At 69.3% G+C, this 21,602-nt stretch carries 20 protein-coding genes; 13 read left to right on the plus strand and 7 right to left on the minus strand.

Annotated elements, in window-relative coordinates; translation table 11 throughout:
• Nucleotides 1-66 precede the first annotated feature (66 nt).
• From B0I29_RS24285 to B0I29_RS24295, 3 genes are read right to left on the minus strand one after another with little or no spacing between them, the layout of a single operon-like run.
• Entirely contained in the window at nt 67-1,239 is a 1,173-nt protein-coding gene (locus B0I29_RS24285; RefSeq protein WP_111651371.1) for a DNA-processing protein DprA, read from the minus strand.
• Nucleotides 1,226-2,776 (minus strand): YifB family Mg chelatase-like AAA ATPase, encoded by a 1,551-nt coding sequence (locus tag B0I29_RS24290; RefSeq protein WP_111651372.1) that lies wholly within the window; start codon nt 2,774-2,776, stop codon nt 1,226-1,228. The genes B0I29_RS24285 and B0I29_RS24290 overlap by 14 nt, the downstream gene beginning before the upstream one ends.
• The gene (locus tag B0I29_RS24295) at nt 2,776-3,135 is read right to left on the minus strand and encodes a YraN family protein (protein WP_111651373.1); all 360 of its coding nucleotides are present in this window, start codon (nt 3,133-3,135) and stop codon (nt 2,776-2,778) included. The genes B0I29_RS24290 and B0I29_RS24295 overlap by 1 nt, the downstream gene beginning before the upstream one ends.
• Before the next feature lie 388 nt (nt 3,136-3,523).
• Here B0I29_RS24295 and rpsB point away from each other — a divergent pair, with 388 nt between their 5' ends.
• The 7 genes from rpsB to B0I29_RS24330 all read left to right on the plus strand — a co-directional run bounded on the left by rpsB (nt 3,524) and on the right by B0I29_RS24330 (nt 10,633).
• Nucleotides 3,524-4,492: a 30S ribosomal protein S2 gene (gene rpsB / locus B0I29_RS24300; protein WP_111651374.1), complete on the plus strand. Its 969-nt coding sequence runs from the start codon at nt 3,524-3,526 to the stop codon at nt 4,490-4,492.
• A gap of 87 nt (nt 4,493-4,579) precedes the next feature.
• A complete protein-coding gene (gene tsf / locus B0I29_RS24305; protein ID WP_111651375.1) occupies nt 4,580-5,407 on the plus strand; it encodes a translation elongation factor Ts in 828 nt (275 codons plus the stop codon).
• A 102-nt stretch (nt 5,408-5,509) separates the two neighbouring features.
• Nucleotides 5,510-6,271 (plus strand): UMP kinase, encoded by a 762-nt coding sequence (gene pyrH / locus B0I29_RS24310; RefSeq protein ID WP_111651376.1) that lies wholly within the window; start codon nt 5,510-5,512, stop codon nt 6,269-6,271.
• Between the two features lie 61 nt (nt 6,272-6,332).
• Nucleotides 6,333-6,890 carry a ribosome recycling factor gene (frr, locus tag B0I29_RS24315; protein WP_111651377.1) on the plus strand — a complete coding sequence of 186 codons (558 nt, stop codon included), beginning with the start codon at nt 6,333-6,335 and terminating at the stop codon, nt 6,888-6,890.
• 208 nt (nt 6,891-7,098) lie between these two features.
• Complete coding sequence (locus tag B0I29_RS24320) at nt 7,099-8,109, plus strand: phosphatidate cytidylyltransferase (protein ID WP_111651378.1); 1,011 nt, start codon at nt 7,099-7,101, stop codon at nt 8,107-8,109.
• Between the two features lie 63 nt (nt 8,110-8,172).
• On the plus strand, nt 8,173-9,351 hold the full coding sequence (gene rlmN / locus B0I29_RS24325) for a dual-specificity RNA methyltransferase RlmN (protein WP_111651379.1): 1,179 nt from the start codon (nt 8,173-8,175) through the stop codon (nt 9,349-9,351).
• Between the two features lie 37 nt (nt 9,352-9,388).
• Nucleotides 9,389-10,633, plus strand: a complete 1,245-nt coding sequence (locus B0I29_RS24330; protein WP_111651380.1) for a DivIVA domain-containing protein — start codon at nt 9,389-9,391, stop codon at nt 10,631-10,633.
• Nucleotides 10,634-10,697: 64 nt separating this feature from the next.
• On the opposite strand, the gene B0I29_RS24335 is transcribed toward B0I29_RS24330, so the two are convergent.
• Entirely contained in the window at nt 10,698-10,934 is a 237-nt protein-coding gene (locus B0I29_RS24335; protein WP_111651381.1) for a DUF2631 domain-containing protein, read from the minus strand.
• Nucleotides 10,935-11,066: 132 nt separating this feature from the next.
• Between B0I29_RS24335 and B0I29_RS24340 the strand changes: the two genes are divergently transcribed.
• Nucleotides 11,067-12,617, plus strand: a complete 1,551-nt coding sequence (locus B0I29_RS24340) for a Rieske 2Fe-2S domain-containing protein (protein WP_111651382.1) — start codon at nt 11,067-11,069, stop codon at nt 12,615-12,617.
• On the opposite strand, the gene B0I29_RS24345 is transcribed toward B0I29_RS24340, so the two are convergent.
• Complete coding sequence (locus tag B0I29_RS24345) at nt 12,614-14,182, minus strand: phytoene desaturase family protein (RefSeq protein ID WP_111651383.1); 1,569 nt, start codon at nt 14,180-14,182, stop codon at nt 12,614-12,616. The two genes, B0I29_RS24340 and B0I29_RS24345, sit on opposite strands and share 4 nt — an antisense overlap.
• Nucleotides 14,183-14,193: 11 nt before the next feature.
• Nucleotides 14,194-15,009 carry a YhjD/YihY/BrkB family envelope integrity protein gene (locus B0I29_RS24350; RefSeq protein ID WP_111651384.1) on the minus strand — a complete coding sequence of 272 codons (816 nt, stop codon included), beginning with the start codon at nt 15,007-15,009 and terminating at the stop codon, nt 14,194-14,196.
• Between the two features lie 50 nt (nt 15,010-15,059).
• Here B0I29_RS24350 and B0I29_RS24355 point away from each other — a divergent pair, with 50 nt between their 5' ends.
• From B0I29_RS24355 to B0I29_RS24375, 5 genes are all read left to right on the plus strand, one after another.
• Complete coding sequence (locus B0I29_RS24355) at nt 15,060-15,539, plus strand: YcxB family protein (protein ID WP_111651385.1); 480 nt, start codon at nt 15,060-15,062, stop codon at nt 15,537-15,539.
• A 23-nt stretch (nt 15,540-15,562) separates the two neighbouring features.
• Entirely contained in the window at nt 15,563-16,771 is a 1,209-nt protein-coding gene (gene dxr / locus B0I29_RS24360) for a 1-deoxy-D-xylulose-5-phosphate reductoisomerase (RefSeq protein WP_111651386.1), read from the plus strand.
• Nucleotides 16,771-18,030, plus strand: coding sequence for a M50 family metallopeptidase (locus B0I29_RS24365; RefSeq protein WP_111651387.1), 1,260 nt, complete (start codon nt 16,771-16,773; stop codon nt 18,028-18,030). The genes dxr and B0I29_RS24365 overlap by 1 nt, the downstream gene beginning before the upstream one ends.
• Nucleotides 18,031-18,037: 7 nt before the next feature.
• Nucleotides 18,038-19,210 (plus strand): flavodoxin-dependent (E)-4-hydroxy-3-methylbut-2-enyl-diphosphate synthase, encoded by a 1,173-nt coding sequence (gene ispG / locus B0I29_RS24370; protein ID WP_111651388.1) that lies wholly within the window; start codon nt 18,038-18,040, stop codon nt 19,208-19,210.
• A 104-nt stretch (nt 19,211-19,314) separates the two neighbouring features.
• On the plus strand, nt 19,315-20,814 hold the full coding sequence (locus tag B0I29_RS24375) for a hypothetical protein (RefSeq protein ID WP_111651389.1): 1,500 nt from the start codon (nt 19,315-19,317) through the stop codon (nt 20,812-20,814).
• Here B0I29_RS24375 and B0I29_RS24380 read toward each other — a convergent pair.
• The gene (locus tag B0I29_RS24380) at nt 20,763-21,602 is read right to left on the minus strand and encodes a GNAT family N-acetyltransferase (RefSeq protein ID WP_111651390.1); all 840 of its coding nucleotides are present in this window, start codon (nt 21,600-21,602) and stop codon (nt 20,763-20,765) included. The genes B0I29_RS24375 and B0I29_RS24380 overlap by 52 nt on opposite strands.

Below are 21,602 nucleotides of genomic sequence, written 5' to 3' on the forward strand. Positions count from 1 at the left end.
GCAGGCCGGTCGTAACCGTGCGATTCGGACGCTTGATCAGCGGTGAAGAATCACCCGTGCAGGGACTCAACAGCTGTCTAGTCTGAACGCCACTCCGTCGCCCTTCCTGACCACGAGTCCGGCCAGTTCCAGGTAAGACAACCGTCGAAGTACGGTTCGCACGTCCAACCCGGCGGCCGCCGCGAGCTCCTCCGGACTGGACGCACCCCGCCGGGGCAGTGCCTCCAGGATGAGCGCCGACTCCTCGTCCAGAGCGTCCCGCGCGTGGTCCGGCCCACGCGGCGGCTCGGTCAGGTACTCACCGAGCCGTCCGACCTCCTCCAGCACCTCGTCGGCGGACGTGACCAGCCTCGCGTACGGGTTGCCGCGCAGGATCGCGTGACAGCCGACCGACATCGCCGAGGTCACCGGGCCGGGCACCACCATGGCCGGCCGGCTCAGGGCGAGCACCCGGCTCATCGTCTGGGTGGCGCCACTGCGGGCGGCCGCCTCCACCACGACGGTCCCGGCGGTCGCGGCCGCGATGACCCGATTGCGGACCAGGAACCGGTGCCGCAGCGGCTCGGCGCCGATCGGCCACTCGCTGACGATCAGGCCGGTCTCGGCGATCCGCTCGAACAACGCCGCGTTCCCCTGCGGATAAGGACGTTCAACCCCACAGGCAAGGACCGAGACGGTACGCCCACCGGCCGCCAGCGCACCCCGATGCGCCGCCGCGTCGATTCCGAAGGCGCCGCCCGACACGACGGTCCAGCCCTTCTCGGCCAGCGCGTACGCCATGTCGCTCGCGACGTGGGTGCCGTAACTCGTCGCCGCGCGGGCCCCGACGATCGCCACCGAGCGGTCCATGGCCGGACCCAGTGGGTGCGCGCCGCGTACCCAGAAGCAGAGCGGAGGCCGGGTGTCCTGATTGATCCGTCCGGTGGTGCTCAGCCGCAGCCGGGCGAGCTCGTCCACCCGGACCGGCCACTCGGAGTCGGCCGGCACCACGAGCCGGGCGCCGAGCCGCTCACCCCGGTCCAGCGCGGTCTCGGCGAACCGCCGGGCGTCGGTGATCGCGTTCCGCGCGGCCACGGCGGCCCGCAGCCGATGGTCCGGCACGTCCCCGCCGAGCAGCCGGTCCAGCGTTTCTGCCGCACCCACCTCCTGGACCAGGGTCCAGACCGCCCGATGCCCCGGCTCGAACAACCACGTCAAAGCCACCCGAGCCACCCGGTCCAACTGATCAGGGCTGGTCATCGCGATCTCCGTTCAGGTCGGGTTCCTCACCCATCCGCAGCTGGAATGCCTCGGCGATGTCGCCCTCCCGTGGCCGGTCCCGGCCGTCCAGATCAGCGATGGTCCAGGCGATCCGCAGGACTCGATCGAAACCTCGCGCGGAGAGAACGCCCTGATCCAGGGCTCGGCGCAGCAGAACGGTGTCCGGGGGAGGGAGTCCCCAGGGACGTCGTCGCAGTGTGGGGCCGGGCACCTCGCTGTTGTGCCGCCATCCGGCATCGGACCAGCGGGCCCGAGCGGCTTCGCGTGCGCCGGCCACCCTCGCACCGACGGTGGCTGAAGACTCCGCCGGAACCGATAGATCGGTCAGCTGCGCGGCACGCAACGGCCGCACCGTGACATTGATGTCGATTCTGTCCATCAGCGGACCGGAGAGTCTTTCCAGATAGCGTCGCCGCACCAGAGGCGGGCAGACGCAGTACTGGTCGCCGGAGGCGGTGGCGCAGGGGCAAGGGTTCGCGGCGGCCACGAGCTGGACCATTGCCGGGTATTCGGTCGTGCCTCGGACCCGGGCCAGCACCACCCGCCCGCTCTCCAGCGGCTGACGCAGCGCCTGGAGCGAACTGCGGGGCATCTCCGGAATCTCGTCGAGGAAGAGGACGCCCCGATGAGCCAGTGACATGGCACCCGGACGGGCCAGGCCTTGGCCACCGCCGATCAGAGCGGCACGTCCGGCGCTGTGGTGCGGAGCCTGGAACGGCGGGCGGCGGACCAGACCGGCTCCTGGAGGCAGCATCCCGGCGATCGACTGCAGAGCGGTGACCTCGAGAGCCGCGTCGTCGTCGAGCTCCGGGAGGATCGAGGGGAGGCGTTCGGCGAGCATCGTCTTCCCCGCGCCGGGCGGTCCGACCAGCATCAGATGATGACCACCGGCGGCGGCCACCTCCAAGGCATAGCGCGCGGTCTTCTGTCCGGAGACATCGGCCAGGTCCGGTTGGGGACCCGACGCCTTCGCCGGCGCGGGTGGTGGTTCCAGCAGGGGGGCGTCGCCCTGGACGAATTCGACGAGGCGGCGCAGGGAGTCGACGGCTCGGACCGTGACGCCGGGGATCACCGAGGCCTCGTGGGCGTTGTCCAGCGGCACGATGACCCGGGTGACGCCGGCCCGGACGGCGGCCGCGACCATCGGCAGGACCCCGCGGACCGGGCGGACCGTGCCGTCCAGGCCCAGCTCGCCGAGCAGGGCCACCCCGTTCAGCCGCTCGGTCGGCAGGTCGCCGGCGCCGGCCATCAGCGCCGCGGCTATCGCCAAGTCAAAACCGCTGCCATGTTTGGGTAGGCCGGCCGGTAGCAGGTTCACGGTCATCCGGCGGTTCGGCCACTCTCGCCCGGAGTTGACCACGGCTGCGCGTACCCGGTCGCGGGCCTCGTGCAGCGCGGTGTCCGGCAGGCCGGTGAGCACCAGGGCGGGCAGGCCCTGTGAGAGGTCCGCCTCCACCTCGACCAGGTGGCCGGTCACGCCGACCAGGCCGGCGCAGAGCACCCGTGCGTAACTCATCAGAACGCCGCCCTGATGTGCACGACACGGGTGGCGCCGCGCGGCTGCGGGAAGACTTCGACCACGTCGAAGCGCACCTGCTTCGGGCGTACCCTGGTCTCTTCGAGCCATCGCGCGGCGAGAAGCCGCAGCTTGCGCACCTTCCGCTGGCCGACGGCCGCGGATGGCGGACCGAAGGTCGCCGTCCGCCGGGTCTTCACCTCGCAGAAGACCACGTCGTCGCCGTCGCGCAGGATCAGGTCGACCTCGCCGTCCGCGCAGCGCCAGTTGCGGTCCAGCAGCACGAGGCCGCTCTCCTGGAGGTGCCGGGCCGCGAGCCGTTCGCCGTAGGCGCCGATCGCTTTCCGCTGTGTCGTCATGAGGCGGCACCGTGGCAGGGTTCCGAGGGCGCCGCGCGGGACCCTGTGGACGGGCCGGAATTGTGGATAACGCCTGCGCGCTCGCCCGATGTGGTACCGGGCGGGCGTTACGCACAGTGACTTTCGACTCGGTTCCGCAGGCCTGACCCGGGGCCGCCCGGGCCGCCGCGCCGGTTGGCGTATGCTTGACGACGGCGACCGCCTCGTGCGGTCGACCTCGCGCGCCCTCCGACCGTTTCGTTCGCTGGTCCACCCAGCGACGGTGATCGTCGGCGACGGCCCTCCCTGGTCCCGATCTTGTCGGGTCCGACTGTGGCCGCCGACCGGGCGCCAGGACGCCCACCGCCGGTGAGCGTGACAACCAGGGAAGACCAGGGAGTAACTCACCATGGCCGTAGTGACCATGCGCCAGCTGCTGGAAAGCGGTGTCCACTTCGGGCACCAGACCCGCCGCTGGAACCCGAAGATGAAGCGCTTCATCTTCACCGAGCGCAACGGTATCTACATCATCGACCTGCGCCAGACCCTCGACTACATCGAGAAGGCGTACGCGTACGTGCGGACCACCGTCGCCGAGGGTGGCACCATCCTCTTCGTCGGTACCAAGAAGCAGGCGCAGGAGGCCATCGCCGAGCAGGCGACGCGGGTCGGCCAGCCGTACGTGAACCACCGCTGGCTCGGCGGCATGCTGACCAACTTCCAGACGGTGTACAAGCGTCTCCAGCGGATGAAGGAGCTGGAGGGTCTCGGCGACCTGACCGGCACCGCCGCTGGTTACACCAAGAAGGAAACCCTTCAGCTTTACCGCGAGAAGACCAAGCTCACCAAGACCCTCGGTGGTCTGCGTGACATGACCAAGACGCCGTCGGCGATCTGGGTCGTGGACACGAAGAAGGAGCACATCGCCGTCGACGAGGCCCGCAAGCTGGGCATCCCGGTCATCGCGGTGCTGGACACCAACTGTGACCCCGACGAGGTCGACTTCCCGATCCCGGGTAACGACGACGCCATCCGCTCGGCCGAGCTGCTGACCCGGGTCATCGCCGCTGCGGTCGCCGACGGTCTGATCGCGCGTTCCGGCCGTCACCGCGGCAACGCCGACGAGAAGCCCGAGGCGGGCACCGTCGCCGCCGGCGAGCCGCTCCCCGAGTGGGAGCGCGACCTCTACGAGGGCGCCGAGAAGAAGGCCGCTGAGGTTCCGGCCGAGGCCCCCGCCGCCGCTGCCGCCGAGGCCCCGGCTGCTGAGGCCCCCGCGGCCGAGGCTCCCGCTGCTGAGGCGCCCGCCGCCGAGGCGCCGGCTGCCGAGGCTCCCGCCGCTGAGGCTGAGAAGAAGGCCGAGCCGGTCGCGGCCGAGTAATTTCGGCCCGAAGTCCCAGGTGCGTTTCGGCCGCCGCTGCTCCTCGCGGCGGCGGCCGAGTCCCGAACTGACATCGAGAGAAGAGTCATGGCTAACTTCACCGCCGCGGACGTCAAGAAGCTCCGCGACCTCACCGGTGCCGGCATGATGGACTGCAAGAAGGCGCTGGACGAGGCGGACGGCGACTTCGACAAGGCCGTCGAGTTCCTGCGCATCAAGGGTGCCAAGGACGTCGGCAAGCGTGCCGGCCGCACCGCGGCCAACGGCATCGTCGCGCACTCCGGCAAGGCTCTGCTCGAGCTGAACTGTGAGACCGACTTCGTCGCCAAGACCCCCGACTTCGTCGCCCTCGGCGACAGCCTGGTCAAGCTCGGCGAGGAGAACAAGGTCGCGGACGCCGCCGGCCTGCTCGCCGCCGAGCTGAACGGCAAGACCGTTGCCGACACCATCCAGGAGTACGCGGCGAAGATCGGCGAGAAGATCGTCGTGAACCGCTTCACGATCCTCGACGGCACCGTCGCGATCTACCTGCACCGCAAGGCGCAGGACCTCCCGCCGCAGGTCGGCGTGCTTGTCGAGTACACCGGCAAGGACGACGAGGCCGCGGACGCGGACGCCCGTGGCGTCGGCATGCAGATCGCCGCGATGCGCCCGAAGTTCCTCTCCCGTGACGAGGTTCCGGCCGAGACGGTCGAGACCGAGCGTCGCGTCGCCGAGCAGACCGCTCGCGAGGAGGGCAAGCCGGAGCAGGCTCTGCCGAAGATCATCGAGGGCCGGGTGAACTCCTTCTTCAAGGACTTCGTCCTCCTCGAGCAGGCGTCGGTCGTCGACAACAAGAAGACCGTCAAGAAGATCCTCGACGAGGCCGGCATCCAGGTCACCCGGTTCGTCCGGTACGAGGTAGGCCAGGAGTAAGGCAACAAAAGCAGTGACGCCGGGAGGTCGGGTACGCGATTCTGCGACCGGCCTCCCCGTCGCATAAGGTCTCTTGCAGAAACTGAAAGGAAGGCGGGTTCCATGACGATGGTGACCGACCAGTCCGCCACGGTCGACGGTCAGAACCCGCCGACCATGCGGCCGAGGCGGGTTGTCCTCAAGCTCTCCGGCGAGGTGTTCGGCGGCGGTGCGGTCGGCGTCGACCCCGACGTCGTACAGGCGCTGGCCCGGCAGATCGCAACCGTCAATCAGCGCGGCATCCAGGTCGCCGTGGTGGTCGGTGGCGGCAACTTCTTCCGCGGCGCCGAGCTGCAGAAGCGCGGCATGGACCGGAACCGCGCCGACTACATGGGCATGCTGGGCACGGTGATGAACTGCCTGGCGCTCCAGGACTTCCTGGAGAAGGAGGGCATCGAGACGCGGGTGCAGACCGCGATCACGATGGCCCAGGTCGCCGAGCCGTACATCCCGCTGCGGGCGATCCGGCACCTGGAGAAGGGCCGGGTTGTCATCTTCGGCGCCGGCGCGGGCATGCCGTACTTCTCCACCGACACGGTGACCGCCCAGCGCGCGCTGGAGATCCACGCCGACATGGTGCTGATGAGCAAGAACGGCGTCGACGGTGTCTACACCGCCGACCCGCGGGTCGACCCGACCGCTCAGAAGCTGGACAACATCACCTTCCAGGAGCTTCTCCAGCGTGGTCTGCGGGTCGCCGACCAGGCGGCCTTCAGCCTCTGCGAGGAGAACAAGCTGCCGATGCTGGTCTTCGGCGCGGAGGGCGACGACACCATCGTGCGCGCGTGCGCGGGCGAGAAGATCGGCACCCTCATCACCGCGTGATCGCGCGTCCACGTCCCCACATCCCGCACCACCGAAGACAGCGAGGAGGCGAGAAGAGCCGGTGATCGAGGAAACCCTCTTCGAGGCCGAGGAGAAGATGGACAGCGCGGTCGAACACGCCAAGGAGGAGTTCGCCGCCATCCGTACCGGCCGGGCAACCCCGGCTATGTTCTCCAAGATCCTGGTGGACTACTACGGCGCGCCCACGCCGGTCACCCAGATGGCGTCGGTCGGTGTGCCGGAGCCACGCATGGTCATCGTCAAGCCGTACGACGCGTCGCAGCTGGGCCCGATCGAACGGGCGATCCGCGACTCCGACCTCGGCGTGAACCCGAACAACGAGGGTACGCAGCTGCGCATCCACCTCCCGCAGATGACGGAGGAGCGGCGCCGCGAGATGATCAAGGTGGCGCGGGGCAAGGCCGAGGACGGCCGGATCGCAATCCGCAACGTCCGCCGCAAGGCCAAGGACCAGCTGGACAAGCTGGTCAAGGACGGCGAGGCGGGCGAGGACGAGGGCCGTCGTGCCGAGAAGGAGCTGGACGACCTGACGCACAAGTACGTCGGCGTCATCGACGAGCTCCTCAAGCACAAGGAAGCCGAGCTGCTCGAGGTCTGATACGAAGTCCGTACGTCTGCCCGGTCTTGTGCCTTTGTGCCGAGGCCGGGCTTTCGTATGTACGGAACAAACCACCGCTCAGGCCCGCTGTTAACCCTTTTGCTGTGCAGTAGGCTCGGGGCCGACTCCTGTCCGGGGGGAGAACAACAGGCGACGGCACGTAGGGGATGGCTTTGATTTCGCACACGACGGGGCTGCTCGAACTCTGATGTCCTACCTCGATCCGCGTGCCGGCCGTCCGCCGGGCGACGACACCAACGTGCCGGCGCCCTATTTCTATGACACCCCCGCTCCGGCCTGGCCGGAGAACCCCGACGCGGACTCCCCGGTCACCGAGCTGGGAACGGACGTGCCCACGCCGAAAGGCGCCAAGGGCCGCCGCCGTGCCAGCCGGAGCCAGAGCAAGGGCAAGAGCCGCGCCGGGCGCAACCTCCCGGCCGCCATCGGAGTCGGGCTGAGCCTCGGCGTCGTCGTCCTGGCCTCGTTGCTGATCGAGCGGCGTGCGCTGCTGGCGGTCCTGGTCGCGGCATCCGGCATCGGCGTCTGGGAGATGTCCAAGGCGCTCACCGCGGCCGGCAGCCGGGTCCCGCTGATCCCGTTGGTCGGCGGCTCCGCCCTGATGACCGGCCTCGCTTGGTACGGCGGACCGGACGCCCTGGTCCTCGGCCTGCTCGTGACGATCGGCGCGGCCGTGCTCTGGCGTCTCGCCGACGGCCTCGCCGCGGTCCGCCGTGACTTCACCGCCACCGTGCTGACCGCGGTCTACGGGCCGTTCCTGCTGAGCTTCGCGGCGATGCTGGTGTACCCGGACGACGGCGCGTGGCGGGTGATCTGCACCCTGGTGGCTGTGGTGCTCTCGGACACCGGTGGTTATGCGGCCGGTGTCTTCCTCGGCCAGCACCCGATGGCGCCGAAGATCAGCCCGAAGAAGTCGTGGGAGGGTTTCGCCGGCTCGCTGACGGCCGCCGCGATCGGCAGCGGCGCTCTGCTCTTCTTCCTGCTCGACGTTCCGGTCTACTGGGGCCTGCTGTTCGGCGCGGTGATCTCGGTGGTGGCCGTCATGGGCGACCTCGCGGAGTCGATGCTCAAGCGGGACCTCGGGATCAAGGACATGAGCAACCTCCTGCCGGGGCACGGCGGCCTGATGGACCGGCTGGACTCGATCCTGTTCGCTGTCCCGACGGCTTACCTGCTCTTCGCGATCATCATCCCGAGCTGACCCGGTGCCTGCCGAACAAGCTATGGCTGACCGATTCGACGGGCGTGGGAGACTGGATACGCCATGACGATTCTTCCGGTCATCCCGATCAGTCCAGACCAGCCCGACGCGGTGATCACCCGTCGTCGCCCCAGCATGCCGCCGAAGCACCTCGCCGACATGGACCTCGCCACACGCAAGAGCGTCGTCGCGAGCCTCGGCGAGCCAGCCTTCCGTGCGAAGCAGCTCTCCACCCACTATTTCGGCCGCCTGGTGCGTGACGCCTCGGCGATGACCGATCTGCCGGCGGCGTCCCGCGACCGGCTCACCGCCGAGCTCTTCCCGCAGCTGCTGACCCCGCTCCGGGAGCAGGCCTGTGACGACGGCGCGACCCGCAAGACGTTGTGGCGGCTGCATGACGGCGCTCTGGTGGAGAGCGTCCTGATGGGTTACCCCGACCGCGTGACGGCCTGTGTCTCCAGCCAGGCCGGCTGTGGCATGGCGTGCCCGTTCTGCGCGACCGGCCAGCAGGGCCTCACCCGCAACCTCTCGGTGGCCGAGATCGTCGACCAGGTGGTCTATCTGGCCGGCGTCGCGGCCTCGGGCGCGGTCACCGGATCGCCGCCCCGGCTGTCCCGCGTGGTCTTCATGGGGATGGGTGAGCCGCTGGCCAACTACCCCCGGGTGATCGAGGCGGTGCGCCGCCTCACCTCGCCGGCTCCGGAGGGTCTGGGGCTGTCACAACGGCACATCACGGTGTCCACGGTGGGTTTGGTGCCCGCAATGCGCCGGTTGGTGGCCGAACAGCTCTCGGTGACTCTTGCGTTGTCACTGCACGCCCCCGATGATGATCTGCGCGATGAGCTTGTGCCCGTCAACCAGCGTTGGAAGGTGGCCGAGGTACTTGATGCCGCGTTTGATTACGTGGCTCAGACCGGCCGCCGGGTCTCCATCGAATACGCCCTGATCAGGGACGTAAACGATCAGCCCTGGCGTGCCGACCTGCTCGGCAAGCTTCTGAGCGGCAAGCTGGCCCATGTGAATCTCATCCCGCTCAACCCGACCCCGGGGAGCAAGTGGGATGCAAGCCCCAAACCGGTCGAGCGCGAGTTCGTCCGCCGGCTCCGAGAGGCCGGTGTGTCGACCACTGTTCGCGACACCAGGGGGCAGGAGATCGACGGCGCATGCGGCCAATTGGCCGCGGGCGAGCTGACGCAAGCGAGCGCAGGGGGCGCCGCAGCCGACGCGGAGGTGGCACAGTGACTGGGCGCAGGTCCCAGCAAACGAAGTGGGAGACGTTGTGACGAGTCAGGGGCAGCGTTTCCGGCGGCGTGCGCTACGGCGTGGTTACAAGGTCGACGAGGTCGACGCGTTCCTGGACCGGGTCGAGGCGACCCTGGCCGGTGAGCAGGTCGGCCCGCCGGTCGGTGCGCAAGAGGTGCACGACGTCGTCTTCCGGGTGCGCTTCGGCGGTTACGACGAGTGGCAGGTCGACCTCCACCTGGACCGCGTCGAGCGCCAGCTCGCCGAGTTCGAGGAGCGCGGCGGCCGTCCGGCCCCCGACCCCATGCGCGATTCGATGCGTGGCGGCCTCTCAGCGGTCCCTCAGGCGCCTCAGGGTCCCCCGCCCGGCATGATGGGTGCCCCCCAGGGGATGGGCGGCGGCCAGGGCATGGGCGGCGGCCAGGGCCAGTTCGGCCCCGGCCCCGGTGGCATGGGCCAGCTTCCGCCCGGCCCGCAGAACCCGGCGATGAACCCGGGGATGAACCCCGGCATGAACCCGGCCGCGGCCCGGATGGCCCCGCCGACCGAGCGCCTTCCCGCTCCGGTGCGCGACGACCGGATGCTGCCGCCGCAGATGCCCCCGCAGATGCCGCAGCGCCAGCAGATGCCTCAGCCCGACCCCTACGGCCGTTACGACGAGCCCACCGGGTACGGCCAGCAGCAGCCCCCGCAGCGCCAGCCGCAGGCGCCCCAGGGCTACGACCAGGGTGGTTACGACCAGGGCCCGCCGCCCGGTTACGACCAGCAGCCGCCTCGGTACGACCAGGGTCCGCCCCAGGGCTACGACCAGGGCGGTAGCTACGACGGCTTCGAGCCGGGCCGGCACGGCAAGGCCGACATGACGGCCGAGATCCGGATGCCGGACCGTGACCCGCGCGGAGGGTACGGCGCTCCGCAGATGCCGGCCGCGATGCCCGGTTCACCGATGCCGGGTGCGCCGATGAGCGGCCCTCCCGGTGGCTTCGGCCCGCCGCAGCAGCAGTTCGGCCCGCCGGTCGGCGAGCCCGGCGGCGAGCTGCACCGGGTGGACCAGATGCGCCGCACGTTCCAGCCCCGGCGTTTCGGCAGCGGTTACGACCCGATGCAGGTGGACCGGCTCTTCGAGGGCATCCTGCAGGCGATGACCGGTCGCGGCCCGATGCCGGTGAACGAGAACGATCTCGACATGCTGCAGTTCGGCCTCGTACCGAATGGTTATTTCGAGGCTGAGGTCGACGCCGCGCTGCGCGAGGTGAAGGACATCCTCCTGCGCCGCCGCTGAGCGACGAGCCGGACAGCGAGAAAGAGGGGGCCATCGGCCCCCTCTTTTCGTTGCTGAACAGTCGTTACTGGTCGTTGGGGCGCAAACCCGCCCGCCGCAGCACCGCGTCGCCGATGATGATGGCGACCAGGCCGATGGCGATCACGACGAGCCACACCTTCTCGGTGTTGCCCTGCTGGTTGCCCCAGAAGAAGAGCAGCATGATCGCGGCCGAGATGATCGCACCCTTCTGGGCCCGCTTCCGGTTTCCCGGCTTGAGCTGGTCCGGCGCGTAGACCTCGTCGTGTTCATCCGCAGCCACGGTGGCGTCCTCCTATAACCGAGCTATAACGAGGATCTCAGTGTGTCACGGGGTCGCCGGGCGGAACCCGGCAACCCGGCTGTACTTTCGATGCGGCAAAGGGCAACACCGCTTGAGCAGAGGAGCGAACAAGTGCGGATCACCGGCACCGGACACGCGAGCATGCGGATCGACACCGCCGCAGGCAGCATTCTGTGCGATCCGTGGGTGAACCCGGCGTACTTCGCCTCGTGGTTTCCGTTCCCGGACAACTCGCAGCTCGACTGGGAGACCCTGGGAAACGTCGACTACCTGTACGTCTCGCACCTGCATCGCGACCACTTCGACGCGGAACATCTGAAGCGCTTCATCAGCAAGAAGGCGACGGTTCTGCTGCCGGAGTACCCGACCAGCCAGCTTGAGGACGAGCTGCGCGACCTGGGCTTCACCAGCTTCTTCCGGACCAGGTCCGACGAGGTCCACGAGCTGGACGGTGGCCTCAAGGTGATGATCCAGGCGCTGATCAGCCCGACCGACGGCCCGATCGGCGACTCGTCGCTCTGGGTGGAGCACGACGGCATCCGCGTGCTGAACCAGAACGACGCCCGCCCGTCCGACCTGACCCGCTTCAACGAGCTGGGCCACGTGCACGCGCACATGCTGCAGTTCTCCGGCGCGATCTGGTACCCGATGGTCTACGAGCTGCCGGAGAACGCGAAGACCGCGTTCGGCAAGCAGAAGCGGGAGCGGCAGTTCGACCGCACCTGGCGGTACATCGACGACCTGAAGGCGGACTTCGTCTTCCCGATCGCCGGCCCGCCGTGTTTCCTCGACGACGAGCTGTGGCAGTTCAACGACATCCACGGTGACGAGGGCAACATCTTCCCCGACCAGTCGGTGTTCCTGACCGAGTACGCGAAGGTCGGCGGCACCAACGCGGTCGTGCAGCTCCCGGGCAGCGTGACCGAGCTCTCGGACGGCGGCCGGACGCAGTCCACGACGCACCCGACGCCGGTCGACGAGTTCTTCGCCAACAAGGTCGCCCACCTGGAGGAGATGCGCGAGCGCAAGCGCCCCGCCCTGGAGGCGGAGAAGGCGTCCTGGCGGCACCCCGAGGTCGACGTGCTCGGCGAGCTGAAGAAGCGGATCGAGCCGCTGCTCGAGGAGTCGATCTACCTGGCCAAGGGTGTCGGCGGCCCGGTCCGGTTCGACCTGGTCTCCTACGACGGCGAGGAGATCGAGTCGATCGTCGTCGACTTCCCGGGCAAGCAGGTCCGGCCGTACGCGGACGAGAAGGTCCGGTACCGCTTCAAGACCCAGCGTGAGCTGATCGAGCACCTCATCTTCATCGACGAGGGCGACTGGGTGAACTCGCTCTTCCTCTCCTGCCGCTTCTCGGCGGCCCGGATCGGGCAGTACAACGAGTTCGTCTACGCGTTCTTCAAGTGCCTCTCCGAGGAGCGCCTGCAGTACGCCGAGGGCTGGTACGACGAGCACGAGAAGTCGGTCGACGCCGAGGACATCGAGTTCGGCGACTGGACCGTGCAGCGTCGCTGCCCGCACCTGAAAGCCGACCTGTCCCGGTTCGGCATCGTCGAGGGCAACGTGCTGACCTGCCAGCTGCACGGCTGGAAGTTCGACCTGCCCAGTGGCCGATGCCTGACCGGCGTCGGCCACAAGATCAGGGCGACGAAGAACTCCTAAGAAGCGAGATCCTTCAGGATGCGGCGGGCCACGTTGTGGCCCGCCGCGCCGATCACGCTGCCCGCCGGGTGAGCGCCGGCGGAACCGGCGTACAGCCCGTCCAGGCCGGTGAAGTACGGCATCCGCTTGTCGAACGCGACAGTGTTGTCGACGTGGTGGATGTGCCCGCCGGTGATCCCGAAGCGCTTCTCGATCCCGGGCGGCGTGAGCGGCATGACGTCCGCCACGAGATCGCTGGTTCCGGGCGCGTAGCGGTCGCAGATAGCCAGCAATTTCTGGACATATCCGTCGATTTCCGCGTCCCACGAGCTTCCCGCCGGCGCGAACGGCACCGACTGCACGAACAGCGCCGACGAGTGATGCCCGGCGTCATCCTGGAGCGACGGATCGACTGTCGTGTGCAGGTACCACTCGATCGTCGGCTCCGACGGCAGCCGCCCGGCCTGCACGTCCGCCCACATCTCACGCAGCGACGCCATCGGCGAGCCGGAGTCCGGCAGCAGGTGGATGGTCGCGCCGAACGGCGACGGCGCCCCGGCCGGCAGGCACGAGAAGACCGGCAGATCACGCAGCGCGAGGTTCACCTTGAGCGTGGTTCCCGGCCGCCTCACGGCGGCCATCCGATCGGTGAGCTCCGCGGGCAGCGCACCCTGCGGGACAAGACCCATCAATGCGTACGGGTCACAGCTCCCCAGAACGACACGGGCCGAGACGCTCCTCCCGTCGGCGAGCACGACACCGCTGGCAGCCCCGCCGTCGACGGTCACCTCGCTGACCCGGGCGTCCGTGTACAGGCGCGCCCCGGCTGCCCGAGCCGCGTCCGCGAAGATCCGCGAGACGGTGCCCATGCCGCCCTGGGCGATCATCCAGGTGCCGTCCGCGCCGGGCAGCCGGCACATGTTGTGCGCCAGGAAGTTGTGCCCGGTGCCCGGGTCGTCCGGCCCGGCGTTCAGCCCGGAGAGGCCGTCGGTCACCGCGTACATGCTGACCAGCAGTTCGCTCTTGAAGCCGAACCGGTCGAGATAGTCGGCCACGGATCCGCGTACAAGATCTAGGAAAGTGCTCTGGAGCTGCGGCCGGATGTGGCGGTCGGCGATCTCCTCGACGGAGGCCGGCTCTTCGAGCCACGCCGGTGCGAGATCGGCGCGAAGCGCGCCGATCTCGACGGCGAGGGCCTCGTCGGCGGCGGCGTCCCGGGGCGAGAAGAACTGCTCCAGCTGGGCCCGGGTGTCGTCGCGGTCACGGCCGAACAGAAGGTACGGCGAACCGGCCGGACCGGGCGTCGGCAGGAAGTAGTGCGGGTCGCGGCGCAGGACCGGGATGTCCAGGTCGAGCGTGCGCAGCAGCTCCGGTGGCATCAGGCCCAGCAGGTAGGACCCGGTCGACTGGCCGAGGCCGGGAACCTTGGCGAAGGGATGTTCGGTGCGGGTCGCGCCGCCCAGCACGCCGGCGGCCTCGAGCACGACGACGTCGAGCCCGGCGCGGGCGAGCAGAATCGCCGAGACCAGGCCGTTGTGCCCGGAGCCGATGATCACCACATCGGCGCGATCGGGGATGGAGGTCATGGCGAGCGAGACTACCCCGCGAAGAGGCCGGGCACCCTCGGTGAATCGTCCGTTAAATACGTCTTGACGGTGTGCGTGACGGTGAACCCGGCCAGCAGGACGATGTGGAACAGGTAGAGCCAGAGGAGCGTCGCGACCATCGCGCCGATCTCGGCGAAGCCACCGAACGGCACACCCAGGTCCAGCGGCAGCGAGCAGAACAGCACCGCGCCGTGCAGGAACCCGGACAGGTTCGCCGCGGTGAACGAGCCGATCACGATCGTCGAGAGCCAGGGTGGCCGGCCCGGCGCGACGTACCGGAAGACCCAGATCACCACCGGGGTCAGCACCAGCCAGGTGGCGAGGAACGAGAGCACCACGCCGAGCACCGACCACCAGCCGCCGCGCAGCCAGAGTCCGCTCGTGGTCGGCAGCGCGAGGAAGAGGGCGAGCAGAAGTGCGGGCGCGGCCGCCAGCAGCGGAAGCCAGAGGATCCGGCCGCGCCAGCCGACCAGCGACTCCCCGGGACGGCGCAGCGAGACGAAGGCCCGGCGCAGACCCTCACCGTAGAGCGTGGCCGGCAGCAGGCTGGCGAGCGCCAGCATCGGCGTCAGGTTCAGGCCGGCCTCGATCAGGGCGGCGAGCGCCTGCGGCGCTCCGATCGCGTCCGGCAGGGCGGTGATGGTCCGGCCGGTCAGATTTCGTACGCGGTCAGCGCCGATCACCAGCCCGGTGAGCCAGACCGCGAGCAGGGCGACCGGCACCACCGCGATGGCGGCGTAGAACGTGATGGCGGCCGCGTGCAGGGAGACGTCGCGTCCCCGCAGCGGCGCAAGCAGCGAGCGCACGTCGATGGGGTACCCCGTCGGGCCCTCCGGATCACTAGGATCCAGCGCTTATGCCGCCCTTCGCATTCTCCGCGCAGATCACCGATGATCAGCTGCGCATCGCCCTGAACGTGTTTCTGCGAGGTCAGTACCGTCTGATCCGCATCATGGGCGTGGCGCTGATCGTGCTCAGCGTGGTGCCGCTCGCACTGGGCGACGTCATCTTCGGGGTGATGGCGATGCTGCTGGGGCTCGTCATGATCTCGGTCGCCCCGGCGCTCAATACCTGGGTCGTGCTGCGGAAGATTCGCGACCAGCTCGCCCGCCCGACCGAGTACCGGATCGACGAGGACGGCGCCTGGATCTCCAACGACCTGGCCGAGAGCACGTTCCGCTGGCCGGGTGTCGACCGGCTGGAAGAGGCTCCGGGGATGCTGATCGCGCGGGTGGGCAAGGCCGGCTTCTTCGCGATTCCGACCGGCGGCCTGCCGCTGACGACCGCGTCGGCGCTGACCGCGTTCGTCCGTTCTCAGGTCCCGGCCCAGCGCTGAGCGGCGTGCGCGCCTGCGGGAGGATGGGCACCATGCGCGACCTCGTTCTGCTCGGGTCCACGGGATCCATCGGTACTCAGGCCATCGACATCGTCCGCCGCAACCCGGACAAGTTCCGGGTGGTGGCCCTCGGCGCCGGGGGTGGCAACATCGAGCTGCTCGCCGCCCAGGCACTGGAGCTGAGCGTCGAGGTGGTCGGCGTGGCCCGCTCGTCGGCCGTACAGGATCTGCAGCTGGCTTTTTACGCCGAGGCGCAGAAGCGCGGTTACGCGACCGGTGACTTCAAGATCCCCAAGATCGTGGCCGGCCCGGACGCGATGACCGAGCTGGCGCGCTGGAAGTGTGACGTCGTGCTCAACGGCGTCGTCGGCAGTCTCGGCCTCGCCCCCACGCTGGCCGCCCTCTCCGAAGGCCGCATCCTCGCCCTGGCGAACAAGGAATCCCTGGTCGCCGGCGGGCCGCTGGTCCGGGCCATCGCCAAGCCGGGCCAGATCGTCCCGGTCGACTCGGAGCACTCCGCACTCGCGCAGTGCCTGCGCGGCGGCCGGGCCGACGAGGTACGCCGTCTCGTGCTCACCGCGAGCGGGGGAGCGTTCCGCGGCCGGCGGCGCGAGGAACTGGGCAACGTCACACCGGAGGAAGCGCTCAAGCACCCGACCTGGGACATGGGCCCGGTCGTCACGATCAACTCGGCGACGATGGTGAACAAGGCGCTCGAAGTGATCGAGGCGCACGAGCTGTTCGCGGTGCCGTACGACGACATCGAGGTGATGGTCCACCCGCAGTCCGTGCTGCACTCCCTGGTCGAGTTCACCGACGGCTCCACGCTGGCGCAGGCCAGCCCGCCGGACATGCGGCTGCCGATCGCCCTGGCGCTGGCCTGGCCGGACCGGGTGCCGGCCGCGGCCGCGGCGGTCGACTGGACGCAGGCACACAACTGGGAACTGCGCCCGCTCGACGAGGAGGCGTTCCCGGCGGTCCGGCTGGCGAAGGAGGCGGGCCGCACCGGCCGATGCCTGCCGGCGGTCTACAACGCCGCCAACGAGGAGTGTGTGGCCGCTTTCGTCTCCGGTCGGCTACCTTTTCTGGGCATCGTCGACACCCTTGAGCGGGTGCTCGCGGCGGCCCCGGATTTCGCGGAACCCGGTACCGTCGATGACGTGCTTGCCGCAGAGGCATGGGCGCGGGCCCAGGCACAGCGGACCATCGCGACAGTGGCTGAAGGAGCCTGATGCTTTTCTGGCTGGGTGCGGCGGCTTTCGCGCTGACCATCCTGATCTCGGTGAGCCTGCACGAGCTGGGTCACATGATCACGGGCAAGCGCTTCGGGATGAAGGTGACGCAGTACTTCGTCGGCTTCGGCCCCACGATCTTCTCGTTCAAGCGCGGCGAGACGGAGTACGGCCTGAAGGCCATCCCGCTCGGCGGCTTCTGCAAGATCGTCGGCATGACGCCGCAGGACGAGGACGTCCTTCCGGAGGACCAGCACCGCGCGATGTGGCGGTTCCCGGTGTGGAAGCGGACCGTCGTGATGTCGGCCGGCTCGATCACCCACTTCCTGCTCGCGATCGTCGGCGCGTACTTCATGGCGCTCACCGTGGGCCTGCCGAACACGGACATCCCGCAGACCGCCGAGGCGCAGCGATCCGCCCCGGCGATGATCTACGTGGGTGACTGCATCCGCACCACGCTCGCCGACACCTCCACCGAGTGCGTGCCCGGCACGGGCAGTGCCGTGGCGGCGCCGGCCAAGGCCGCCGGTCTGGAGACCGGTGACCTGATCACCAAGGTGGGCGTCAAAGACGTCGCCAACTACGGCCAGCTGACCGACGCGATCCGCTCCTCGGCCGCCGGGCCCACCCCGTTCACCTACGTGCGTGACGGCCAGACCGCCACCGCCACGGTGAACCTGGTGAGCGCCGAGCGCACCCCGCTCGACGACCCGAACGGCGCGGTGTCGCAGGTCGCGGTGGCCGGCGTGAGCTGGACCACGGAAGAGCCGTCGGTTCTGACGTACGGTGCCTTCGGAGCTGTCCCCGCGGCCGGCGACTTCAGCTGGTACCTGGTGGAGAACTCCTTCAAGGCCATGGCGCGGATCCCGGAAAAGGTCCCCGCCCTGTGGAACTCGATCACCGGCGAGGAGCGTGACCCGGACACCCCGATCAGCGTGGTGGGCGCGAGCCGGATCGGCGGCGAAGCGATCGAGAAGGGCGTGCCCGAGGTCTTCTGGCAGGTCTTCATCTCGCTCAACATCTTCATCGGCCTGTTCAACCTGCTGCCGCTGCTCCCGCTCGACGGCGGCCACATCGCCATCGCGTGGTTCGAAAGAGTTCGCTCCTGGCTCTACCAGCGTTTCCGGCGGCCTGATCCGGGCCGGGTCGACTACTACAAGCTGATGCCGGTGACGTATGCGGTCATCCTCATCGGTGGCGCGTTCACGGTGCTCACGGTCACCGCGGACATCATCAACCCCATTACGATCTTCAAGTGAGCTGAATGTGACTGCGATCAGTCTGGGAATGCCGGCCGTACCCCCTCCGCCGTTGGCTCCGCGTCGCAAGAGCCGCCAGATCAACGTCGGCGGGGTGCTGGTCGGTGGTGGCGCCCCGGTCAGCGTTCAGTCGATGACGACCACGCTCACCTCGGACGTCAACTCGACGCTGCAGCAGATCGCCGAGCTCACCGCGTCGGGCTGTCAGATCGTCCGGGTCGCCGTCCCCTCGCAGGACGACGTCGAGGCGCTGCCCGCCATCGCCAAGAAATCGCAGCTGCCGGTGATCGCGGACATCCACTTCCAGCCGAAATACGTGTTCGCCGCGATCGACGCGGGCTGCGCGGCGGTCCGGGTCAACCCGGGCAACATCCGGCAGTTCGACGACAAGGTGAAGGAGATCGCGAAAGCCGCCGGCGACGCGGGCATCCCGATCCGGATCGGCGTCAACGCGGGTTCGCTCGACAAGCGGCTGCTGGAGAAATACGGCAAGGCCACCGCCGAGGCGCTGGTCGAGTCGGCTCTCTGGGAGTGCTCGCTCTTCGAGGAGCACGGCTTCCGGGACATCAAGATCTCGGTGAAGCACAACGACCCGGTCGTGATGATCCGGGCGTACCGGCAGCTGGCCGAGCAGTGCGACTACCCGCTGCACCTCGGCGTCACCGAGGCGGGCCCGGCGTTCCAGGGCACGATCAAGAGCGCTGTCGCGTTCGGCGCGCTGCTGGCCGAGGGCATCGGCGACACGATCCGGGTCTCGCTCTCCGCCCCGCCGGTCGAGGAGATCAAGGTCGGCAACCAGATCCTGGAGTCGCTGGGTCTGCGCGAGCGTGGCCTGGAGATCGTCTCCTGCCCGTCCTGCGGGCGGGCCCAGGTCGACGTCTACACGCTGGCCGAGCAGGTCACCGCCGCGCTGGAGGGCTTCCCGGTCCCGCTGCGCGTCGCGGTGATGGGCTGCGTCGTGAACGGTCCCGGTGAGGCCCGCGAGGCCGACCTCGGTGTGGCCTCCGGCAACGGCAAGGGCCAGATCTTCGTGAAGGGCAAGGTCATCAAGACGGTGCCCGAGTCGATCATCGTGGAGACGCTGGTCGAGGAAGCGCTGCGGCTGGCCGACGAGATGGGCGCCGAGCTCCCCGAGGAGCTGCGCGACCTGATCCCCGGCCCGACCGTCACGGTCCATTAGTCCCGGTTCGGTCACGGAGTTCAAGGAGATCCATACGCGGGGCCTCCCGTGGCGGCAAGGAGTCTTTACGATGCGCTCCTTGTCTTTCACGGGAGGAACCCGCGATGCACCACCGCTCGGCCTGGCGCCTGGTGGCCGGACCGGCTGCCGCCATCGCGGCAGCCCTGTCGCTGACGACTCCGGTCCTCGCGGCCGCGGCCACCACCCTTGATGTCGAGCTGACCGCCGTCACGCTCGGCGTGGGGGCACAGACCCCGATCGAGACGCTGCTCAGCGCCAGCCCGGCCGCCACGCTCGTCAGCCCGACCGTGCGGTACGAGATCTCCGGCCTCACCGGCGTCACTGTCGTCTCGGAGGACTCGTACTGCGAGAGCTTCTCCGGCACCGTGCTGGTCTGCGCCCGCCCGTTCGAGCTTGAGGTGGGCCCCAGCCCCGAGGCCGGACACTTCGGCGTCGCCCTGAAAGCCTCCGGCAGCGCTGTGGCGGGGGAGTCCGGCACGCTCACTGCAACGTTCGGCGCCGACGGTGTCACCGAGGCCACCGACCAGGTCACCATCACGGTCGCCGACGACGTGGATCTGGCCGCCGGGGAGTCGTACGCGCTCGGCGTCACCCCCGGCGAGGCGTTCACGGCATCCCTGCGGGTCACCAACACCACGGCGAAAGTGGTGCGCGGCGCCGACGTCCGCTCGCATGCCGGTTACGCCTTCGAGGCCGCCGAGAAGTTCAGCAACTGCGTCTACCGGGAGGACGACCGGCTGACCGGCTGTGTCTTCGAGCATGATCTGTTGCCGGGTACAACGTACGAGGTGGCCCTGCCTTTCACACTGCGCAAGGACACGATGGCGCCGGGTGCGAGCGCCGGCGAATTCGAGTGGCTGACCGCCGGCGACCACACCGATGACAGGAAAGCGACAACGGCCGGCACGCTCCGCCTCACTCCCGTCGCGAGCGCTGGGCGTGCGCCGCGGACCGGCGGGGACCCGGAGGACAGCTGGCAGGCCGTCACCGTGAACGCGACAGGCAAGCAGGGCGCCGACATCGCCGCGGTGGGCACGCAGGTGCACGGCGAAGCCGGCGCCGTGGTCGACGCCACGTTCGGCCTGCGTAACAACGGCCCGGCGACGATCGACTCAAGCCGGCCCGGTGACGCCGCCGGCGTCGTGCTGGTGACGGTTCCGTCCGGCACCACTGTCACGAAGGTGCCGGAGTCCTGCTCCGTCGCCGAATACGACAGGACCGATCTGGATGCCGTGCAGTACTACTGCGGGGTGGGCCCGCTCTTTCCGGCCGGCGAGACGGTGACGTGGACGTTCGGGCTGCGCATCGCCACGGTTCAGGTGGACGCCACCGGCGCGGTCGAGTCGAATCCGGCGTGTCAGTGCGCGCGATTCGACCAGGACATCGACAGGTCGAATGACAGAGCCGAGCTGATCGTCAACCCAGCCGGCCGGGGTGCTCTCCCGATTGCCGGCCCGCGGGGTGTCATGATCGGCCTGACCGGCGCGTTGCTGCTGGCGGCCGGCATCGCCGCGTTCCTGATGGTCCGCAATCAGAACAACACGGTGGCGAACGACCCCGCCGAAACGAAACCGCAGCGCTGATAGACCCGCCGTGCCGCCCGGTTGTAGTCGTTCACGTACAGGCTCACCGTGGGCGCCACCCGGCGCAGCGCGTCCGCCACCACCGCCGCCATGGCCGCGGTGGCGAGGCCCTGCCCCCGGTGGTCCGGGTGAACCCAGACGCCCTGGACCTGTGTCGTCCGCCGGGTGATGATCGCCAACTCGGCCTTGAAGATCACTTGGTCGCCGTCGAACCGTGCGTACGCCCGCTTGCCTTTCACCAGCTCGGCGATCCGCCGCCGGTAACCGCGCCCGCCGTCGTCCTGCATCGGTGAGACGCCGACCTCTTCGGTGTACATCGCCACGGCCGCCGGGAAGAGCTGGTCGACCTCGCTGGGCCGGACCAGGCGTACGTCGGGGTCCGGGCGTACCAAAGGGTCTCGGTCCGTGACGAGAAGCGGCTGGTTGGGCCGCACGTCGCGGGCCGGACCCCAATGGCCGCTGAGCCGGTCCCACAGGTCCAGGACCGCTTCCGAGCGGCCGATGATCGACGAGCAGATCCGCGCCTCGGCGCCGAGCAGGTCGGCGAAGGCCGCGACGGCCGGCGGTGTGGCGCCGACCGGCACCAGATGCGCGCCGGACCAGATGATCGACTCGATGCGGCGTGCGGGTTCGTAGCCGTAGATCCGCCCGTCCGAGCGCCACCAGTTGAGCCCGTGCGAGGCCACCCGTTCGGCGATCTGGGCACCCGCGTACGGGTCGGCGTCCAGGATTCGCTGGACTGCCGGGCGCTCGGGCTCGCCGAGCTGGCGAATGGGCACCGTCAACAC

The sequence above is a fragment of the Actinoplanes lutulentus genome, from assembly GCF_003259845.1.
GTDB classification, from domain to species: domain Bacteria; phylum Actinomycetota; class Actinomycetes; order Mycobacteriales; family Micromonosporaceae; genus Actinoplanes; species Actinoplanes lutulentus.

Bases quoted from the DNA above. Each gene is read 5' to 3' on its own strand.
- B0I29_RS24285 (WP_111651371.1), bottom strand. From the start codon at position 1,239: ATGACCAGCCCTGATCAGTTGGACCGGGTGGCTCGGGTGGCTTTGACG.
- B0I29_RS24290 (WP_111651372.1), bottom strand. From the start codon at position 2,776: ATGAGTTACGCACGGGTGCTCTGCGCCGGCCTGGTCGGCGTGACCGGC.
- B0I29_RS24295 (WP_111651373.1), bottom strand. From the start codon at position 3,135: ATGACGACACAGCGGAAAGCGATCGGCGCCTACGGCGAACGGCTCGCG.
- rpsB (WP_111651374.1), top strand. From the start codon at position 3,524: ATGGCCGTAGTGACCATGCGCCAGCTGCTGGAAAGCGGTGTCCACTTC.
- tsf (WP_111651375.1), top strand. From the start codon at position 4,580: ATGGCTAACTTCACCGCCGCGGACGTCAAGAAGCTCCGCGACCTCACC.
- pyrH (WP_111651376.1), top strand. From the start codon at position 5,510: ATGACGATGGTGACCGACCAGTCCGCCACGGTCGACGGTCAGAACCCG.
- B0I29_RS24320 (WP_111651378.1), top strand. From the start codon at position 7,099: ATGTCCTACCTCGATCCGCGTGCCGGCCGTCCGCCGGGCGACGACACC.
- rlmN (WP_111651379.1), top strand. From the start codon at position 8,173: ATGACGATTCTTCCGGTCATCCCGATCAGTCCAGACCAGCCCGACGCG.
- B0I29_RS24345 (WP_111651383.1), bottom strand. From the start codon at position 14,182: ATGACCTCCATCCCCGATCGCGCCGATGTGGTGATCATCGGCTCCGGG.
- B0I29_RS24355 (WP_111651385.1), top strand. From the start codon at position 15,060: ATGCCGCCCTTCGCATTCTCCGCGCAGATCACCGATGATCAGCTGCGC.
- dxr (WP_111651386.1), top strand. From the start codon at position 15,563: ATGGGCACCATGCGCGACCTCGTTCTGCTCGGGTCCACGGGATCCATC.
- B0I29_RS24365 (WP_111651387.1), top strand. From the start codon at position 16,771: ATGCTTTTCTGGCTGGGTGCGGCGGCTTTCGCGCTGACCATCCTGATC.
- B0I29_RS24375 (WP_111651389.1), top strand. From the start codon at position 19,315: ATGCACCACCGCTCGGCCTGGCGCCTGGTGGCCGGACCGGCTGCCGCC.